General features: G+C 61.2%; 9 protein-coding genes. 4 read left to right on the plus strand and 5 right to left on the minus strand.

The features are described 5' to 3' along the window. Positions 1-117: 117 nt before the first annotated feature. From F8N49_RS23935 to F8N49_RS23955, 5 genes are all read right to left on the minus strand, one after another. Positions 118-570: a Spy/CpxP family protein refolding chaperone gene (locus tag F8N49_RS23935; RefSeq protein ID WP_042607494.1), complete on the minus strand. Its 453-nt coding sequence runs from the start codon at positions 568-570 to the stop codon at positions 118-120. A 259-nt stretch (positions 571-829) separates the two neighbouring features. Continuing rightward, positions 830-1,507 (minus strand): response regulator transcription factor, encoded by a 678-nt coding sequence (locus F8N49_RS23940; RefSeq protein WP_016771129.1) that lies wholly within the window; start codon positions 1,505-1,507, stop codon positions 830-832. Between the two features lie 7 nt (positions 1,508-1,514). Next, a complete protein-coding gene (locus tag F8N49_RS23945) occupies positions 1,515-1,925 on the minus strand; it encodes a translation initiation factor 2 (protein WP_016771128.1) in 411 nt (136 codons plus the stop codon). A gap of 326 nt (positions 1,926-2,251) precedes the next feature. Further along, on the minus strand, positions 2,252-2,551 hold the full coding sequence (locus F8N49_RS23950; RefSeq protein WP_016987935.1) for a YciI family protein: 300 nt from the start codon (positions 2,549-2,551) through the stop codon (positions 2,252-2,254). A 1-nt stretch (position 2,552) separates the two neighbouring features. Then, a complete protein-coding gene (locus F8N49_RS23955) occupies positions 2,553-3,149 on the minus strand; it encodes a septation protein A (RefSeq protein WP_016771126.1) in 597 nt (198 codons plus the stop codon). A gap of 87 nt (positions 3,150-3,236) precedes the next feature. Here F8N49_RS23955 and F8N49_RS23960 point away from each other — a divergent pair, with 87 nt between their 5' ends. The 4 genes from F8N49_RS23960 to scpB all read left to right on the plus strand — a co-directional run bounded on the left by F8N49_RS23960 (position 3,237) and on the right by scpB (position 6,542). After that, positions 3,237-4,100 (plus strand): PHP domain-containing protein, encoded by an 864-nt coding sequence (locus F8N49_RS23960; protein WP_039761090.1) that lies wholly within the window; start codon positions 3,237-3,239, stop codon positions 4,098-4,100. 13 nt (positions 4,101-4,113) lie between these two features. Further along, positions 4,114-4,743, plus strand: a complete 630-nt coding sequence (locus F8N49_RS23965; RefSeq protein WP_041478985.1) for an L-threonylcarbamoyladenylate synthase — start codon at positions 4,114-4,116, stop codon at positions 4,741-4,743. Positions 4,744-4,866: 123 nt separating this feature from the next. After that, entirely contained in the window at positions 4,867-5,565 is a 699-nt protein-coding gene (locus tag F8N49_RS23970; protein ID WP_174245102.1) for a ScpA family protein, read from the plus strand. 11 nt (positions 5,566-5,576) lie between these two features. Next, positions 5,577-6,542 (plus strand): SMC-Scp complex subunit ScpB, encoded by a 966-nt coding sequence (scpB, locus tag F8N49_RS23975; protein ID WP_151552855.1) that lies wholly within the window; start codon positions 5,577-5,579, stop codon positions 6,540-6,542. Positions 6,543-6,595 lie beyond the last annotated feature (53 nt).

Raw genomic sequence — 6,595 nt, forward strand, 5'->3', positions numbered from 1 at the left:
AGTGTCAGTCAAACCTTCGCTGGCTGACACACCGCCTTCGCGAGCAGGCTCGCTCCCACATTCGATTTGAATGGAACAGGCCCGACGAGGTAAGTCGTCGGGCCCAGGGTCAAGCCATTATTGCGCCTTTTGTGCCTGCTGCGCTTTCCAGGCCTTGAACTCGGCCCATTCGGCGCGGCGTTCGGCGCGTTTCTTCTGGATCTCGTCGAATTGCTTCTGTTGCTCAGGTTTCAGCAATGCCCGGACATCGGACTCGGCTTTCTTGTGGTTGGCCGCGATCTCGTCCTTCATGGCTTTCTGGTCGGCCGGCGAGAGTTTCTCCAGGTACTTGTCGACCACCTGCTTACGCTCGTGCATCTGCTCGCCCATGATCTTGCGAATCTGCTCGCGCTGTTCGCGGGTCAGATCGAGCTGGCTGTACGGGCCTTTGCCGTGCATGCCGCCGTGCATCTGACCGCCGTGGCGCGGGCCATCCAGCGGACCACCCAGCGGACCGCCATCCTGCGGCATGGCCATGGCCACGGTTGGCAGAGCGGCAGCGAACATCAGAGCGATAAGAGTCTTGCGCATGGTGTATCTCCTTGTCTCGTTCCCGGTACGTTCCGGATGAGTGCAGATTACGCAGATCAAGGTCAGCGGCGGTCAGCGCAGCGTAAAGCTTCGGTAAAGACGTTTCGTGCCCGGCCTTACACATATCCAGTGCAGGAGGTGCTGAAGGCTGCGATCTGATCGTTCCCATGCTCTGCGTGGGAATGCAGCCGAGGACGCTCTGCGTCCTGCAGCCTGAAGATCGCCGCCTTGGGCAGCTCGTACACGAAACTAGATGGTTTTACAGGCTGTAGTAGTAACCACGGCTACGCAGCGCAACGATGCGCGGGCGGCCGTCGGGGTGGGGGCCGATTTTTTTGCGCAGGTTGCTGACGTGCATGTCGAGGCTGCGGTCGTACAGGGTCAGCTTGCGGCCGAGGGCCAGTTGCGCCAGTTCCTGTTTGTCCAGCGGCTCGCCCGGCTGTTTGAGCAGGGCTTCGAGCAGGCGGCTTTCGGAGACGGTCAGGGTCAGTTCTTTTTCGTCGATGCTGACCACGCCGCGCACCGGGCTGAAACTCAGGTCGCCCAGCTCAAGTTGCGTTGACACAGCGGCGGGATGGCTGCGCCGCAACACGGCGCGCAGGCGCGCGGTCAGTTCGCGGGGGTCGCAGGGTTTGGCCAGGTAATCGTCGGCGCCCAGTTCGAGGCCGAGGATGCGGTCCAGCGGTTCGCCACGCGCTGACAGCATCAGCACCGGCAGGTCGGCGTGGTCGTTGCGCAATTGCTTGAGCAGTTCCAGACCGCTGCCGTCGGGCAGCATCACGTCCAGCACTACCGCCGCCGGGGCGGTTTCGGCCAACGCCTTGCGGGCGCTCTGGCCGTCGTGGCAGGCGCGCACCTGGAAGCCTTCCTGGCTCAACCAGCTACTCAGGAGTTCGCACAACTCCTGGTCATCATCAATCAGTAACAGCTCGCTCATGACTCACTCAATTTAGCCATTGCCGACGTTTTCGGCTTGCACCACTGGCAAAGATACCGCAGAGCAGCGCCAATAGCGCTACCCCGGCGCCAGTGACGAACCACTGCTGTTGATCGGTCAGCAAACGCGGCAGCGGGCTGGCCTGGGCTTCCTTGAGTTGCAGCTTCAGACGCTGGTTCTCCTGGCGCAGCCGGGCGAGCTGGGCGCTTTCGCGAGTGTTGTCGGCATTTTGCAGTTGTTTGTTCAGTTCTTCGCGCTGCTGCTCACTGGCCTTGAGCCGCTGTTGCAGCTCGGTGATCTGGCTGCCGGCGCTCAATGACAATGGTGTGGAGCTGCCGCTTTCGGTGGTTTCCTCACCATGGGCGGGGGCCATGATCGACAACGTGAGCAACATCAGACACAACGGACCCTTGCGCATCGCGACACCTGTTTCCAAATGGATATTGGGCAGGTTGTCGGCAGGCAAACGAGAATAATGAGCGATTGAGATGGATGAGAAGCGAGAAGGTTCAGTGCGCAGGAGGTGATGTTGGTGGCTGACAAATAATTTGTGGCTGATGAATATTCTGTTGCGAGGGGTTTAGCGAAACGTCGCACCGCCCCGTTGGGCTGCGTAGCAGTCCTGAAATGGGAGCATGCGGTGTGTCAGACACACCGCGTTGGATGGGTTTTGGGGCGGCTTCGCCACCCAGCGGGGATGAATCCCCTCGCCACATAAAACCCGTCGGCATTTCAATAGCGGGATTACGGCAGGACTTGCTTGAACGGCTTGACGATCACATTGGCGTAGACGCCGGCGGCAATGTACGGGTCGGCATCGGCCCAGGCCTGTGCGGCGCTGAGGGAGTCGAACTCGGCGACGATCAGGCTGCCGGTGAAACCCGCTGCGCCCGGATCATTGCTGTCGACGGCCGGGTGCGGGCCGGCCAGCACGATGCGGCCTTCGCCCTTGAGCGCTTGCAGGCGTTCCAGATGAGCGGGGCGTGCGGCCAAGCGAGCTTCCAGCGAGTTGGCAACGTCGGTGGCAATGATGGCGTAGAGCATGTCAGTCCTCGGTTTTTGGCGTTGTGGTATCGGTGTCATGCAGATGGCGCGACAGGTAAACGCCCTGTGCGACAAGGAACAGCACGGTCATGCCCAGGCTGCCGAACACCTTGAAGTCGACCCAGATGCTCTGGAAGGTGAAGGCGACGAACAGGTTGGCCGCGCCGCAAAACAGGAAGAAGCCGATCCAGGCGATGTTCAGGCGCGTCCAGACCGGGTCTGGCAGGGTCAGCGCGTGGCCCATGATGCGTTTGATCAGCAGGCGATCGCCGATGAAGTGGCTACCGATGAACGCCGCAGCGAACAGCCAGTTGACCACCGGCGCTTTCCATTTCAGGAAGGTTTCGCTGTGGAAGGCCAGCGTCAGGCTGCCGAATACCAGGCAGGCGATCAGCGTCAGCCATTGGCTCTTTTCCAGCTTGCGCTGCTTGATGAACAGCGCGCCGTACACCACCAGGGAGCTGATGATCAGCATCGCTGTGGCGCTGTAGATACCGCCTACGGTCACTTGCTGGCCGGCAATGTCGACGACCCGTGGATCAAGTTTGTAAACGATGAAGAACAGCAGAAGCGGGATGAAATCGATGAATTGTTTCACAGTGAGAGCCAGAAGCTGGATGTGGCGGCATAATAACAAACATATGGGCGCGCGATAGCGCCAGCTGATTTGAGGTTACAACTCCCCGTGAATGTTGATTTGCACTGCCACAGCACGGCCTCCGATGGCGCCCTGGCGCCTGCGGTTCTGGTTGCGCGAGCGTTCGAAAACGGCGTGCGAGTCCTGGCGTTGACCGACCACGACACCCTTGAGGGGCTCGCCGAGGCGCGTACTGCTGCCACCGAGTTGGGCATGCAACTGGTCAACGGCGTCGAATTGTCCTGCACCTGGGGCGGGGCGACCATTCATGTGCTGGGCTACGGTTTCGACGTCAACGCCGCGCCGTTGGTCGAAGCGATCGCCAAATTGCACGATGGCCGCTGGCTGCGGTCCGAAGAAATAAGCCGCAAGCTCGCACTCAAGGGGATGCCCGGTGCCCTCGACGGCGCCCGGCAGATCCAGCAGGAACTGGGCGACAGCGGCAACGCGCCGGCCCGGCCGCATTTCGCCGACTGGATGGTGCGTGAAGGTTATGTAAAGGATCGCGCCGAGGCATTTCGCAAATGGCTCGGCGCCGGCAAACTCGGCGACGTCAAACTGCACTGGCCGACCCTGGAAGACACCGTCGGTACCCTGCGCGCCGCCGGAGCCTGGGTCAGCCTGGCGCATCCATGGCACTACGATTTCACCCGTAGCAAGCGCCGAAAGCTGATTGCCGACTATATTCAAGCAGGCGGGCATGCTATCGAGGTGGTCAATGGCCATCAGCCCGCAGAACAGGTGGGCAGCCTGGCGATCCTTGCCCGTGAGTTCGGTCTGCTGGTCAGCGCCGGCAGTGACTTCCATGGCCCTGGCGGCTGGTCCGAGATCGGCCAGTACCGGCCGGTTCCCGAGGACCTTCCACCCCTGTGGTGTCGGTTCAAACATGACACAGATATTGCCGCCGTCTGAACAGGTAGAGAATGTGAGTCAATTTTTCCAGATACATCCGGAAAACCCGCAAGCGCGCCTGATCAAACAGGCGGTCGAGATCATCCGCAAGGGCGGGGTGGTGATTTATCCCACGGACTCGTCCTACGCCATTGGTTGCCAGATCGGCGACAAGACCGCCATCGAGCGTGTGCGCCGTCTGCGTCAGCTCGATGAAAAGCACAACTTCGCGCTGATCTGCAGCGACCTGTCGCAACTGGGCAATTACGCCAAGATCGACACCGGCACCTTCCGCATTCTCAAGGCGCACCTGCCGGGGCCTTACACCTTTATTCTCAACGCCACCCGCGAAGTGCCGCGCCTGTTGCTGCATCCGAAAAAACGCACCATCGGCCTGCGCGTGCCAAGCCATCCGATCGCGCTGGCGCTGCTGGCCGAACTCGGCGAGCCGCTGATGAGCGTGACGCTGATCATGCCCGGCGATGAAGACCCACTTACCGATCCCTACGAAATGCGCCAGTTGCTCGAGCACCAGGTCGATCTGATCATCGACGGCGGTTTTGGCGGCATCAAGGCCTCAACGGTGATTGACCTGACCGGCGACGACCCGGAAGTGGTCCGCGTCGGTTGCGGCGATCCGACGCCGTTCATGGTCGAGGCCTGAATGTCCGCAGTGGAAATCGTGGTCGATCCTCAGGCCGGCGCCCAGCAGGAACTGCCGTTCGCGATGGTCTATGGTCAGGCGGTCATGGAAATGCCGCTGGACCTGTACATCCCGCCGGATGCGCTGGAAGTTTTTCTTGAAGCCTTCGAAGGCCCGCTCGACCTGCTGCTGTACCTGATCCGCAAACAGAACATCAATATCCTCGACATTCCGGTGGCGGAAATCACCCGCCAGTACATGGGCTATGTCGAGTTGATGCAATCGGTGCGTCTGGAGCTGGCCGCCGAATACCTGGTGATGGCGGCGATGCTCGCCGAGATCAAATCGCGCATGCTTCTGCCGCGCGCCGAAACCGTTGAAGATGAAGAAGACGACCCGCGCGCTGAACTGATCCGCCGCTTGCAGGAATACGAGCGCTTCAAGGCAGCCGCTGAAGGTATCGATGGGCTGAGTCGGGTCGGTCGCGATGTGATCGTGCCCAGGCTCGACGCCCCGGAAGCGCGGGCGCGCAAGCTGTTGCCGGACGTCGCGCTGGAAGAGATTCTGATGTGCATGGCCGAAGTGCTGCGCCGTGGCGACATGTTCGAAAGCCACCAGGTCAGCCGTGAAGCGCTGTCCACCCGCGAGCGCATGAGTGATGTGCTGGAACGGCTCAAGGGCGGCGGTTTTGTGCCGTTTGTCGAGCTGTTCACCGCTGAAGAAGGTCGCCTGGGTGTGGTGGTGACTTTTATGGCGATCCTTGAACTGGTCAAGGAATCCTTGGTCGAGCTGGTGCAGAATGAGCCGTTCGCCGCGATCCACGTGCGAGCCCGAGCCGAATAACGAGTCCCTGTATGAACCTGACTGAACCCCGCGAGCTGGCGTCCCTGCTTGAAGCCTTTCTGTTGGCCTCGGGAAAGCCGCAATCCCTTGAGCGCCTGTATGAACTGTTTGAAGAAGGCGAGCGGCCGGAGCCAGCGGTCTTCAAGAAAGCCCTGACCCTGCTCGGCAAATCCTGCGAGGGCCGTGCCTTCGAGCTCAAGGAAGTCTCGTCGGGCTATCGCTTGCAGATCCGCGAGAAGTTTTCACCGTGGGTCGGCCGTCTCTGGGAAGAACGCCCGCAGCGCTATTCCCGGGCCTTGCTGGAAACCATCGCGTTGATCGCCTATCGCCAGCCGATCACCCGTGGCGAAATCGAAGACGTGCGTGGCGTGGCGGTGAACAGCAACATCGTCAAAACCTTGCTCGAACGTGAGTGGATTCGCGTCGTCGGCTATCGCGACGTGCCGGGCAAACCGGCGATGTTCGCCACGACCAAGGCGTTTCTCGACCACTTCAATCTGAAAAACCTCGAAGACCTGCCGCCGCTGGCCGAACTGCGCGAGATGGAGGCCGAACCGGTGCTCGACTTCGACGACGCGCCGGTGCCGCAGAGTCTGCAGGAACTGGCCGACGCCAGCGCGGAGCCGGAAGAGGAGAAGGAAGAAACCAGTTTCCATTCCCTGCTGCTGGAGCTGGACAGCATGGAAGAGGGCATCAAAACCGATTTCGACGATTTGCTGCGCGATGCGGTGGATGGCGAAGCGCCGGTGCCCGAGCCTGAGATCATCGAGCCGGTTGTTGAAGCTGAAGTTGAATTTGAAGCGGCACCTGACGCCGAACCGGAAGAGGACGTCCTGGGTGTCGCCGAGGCCCGCGAGAAACTCCTGGCCGCTGTCGCCGCCCTCGAACAGCCGGAACCGGAACTCAGCGAAGAAGAAGCCGAAGCCCGCGCACTGGCTGAGGCGATTGAAGCCGAACGGCGCGAGTTCCACGATTGATCCGGATCCTTGTGGGAGCGGGCTGGCCCGCGATTGCGGTGGGTCAGATCCAA

Origin of the sequence: Pseudomonas sp. GXM4 (assembly GCF_008923895.1) — a bacterium.
Classification (GTDB): Bacteria; Pseudomonadota; Gammaproteobacteria; order Pseudomonadales; family Pseudomonadaceae; genus Aquipseudomonas; species Aquipseudomonas atacamensis.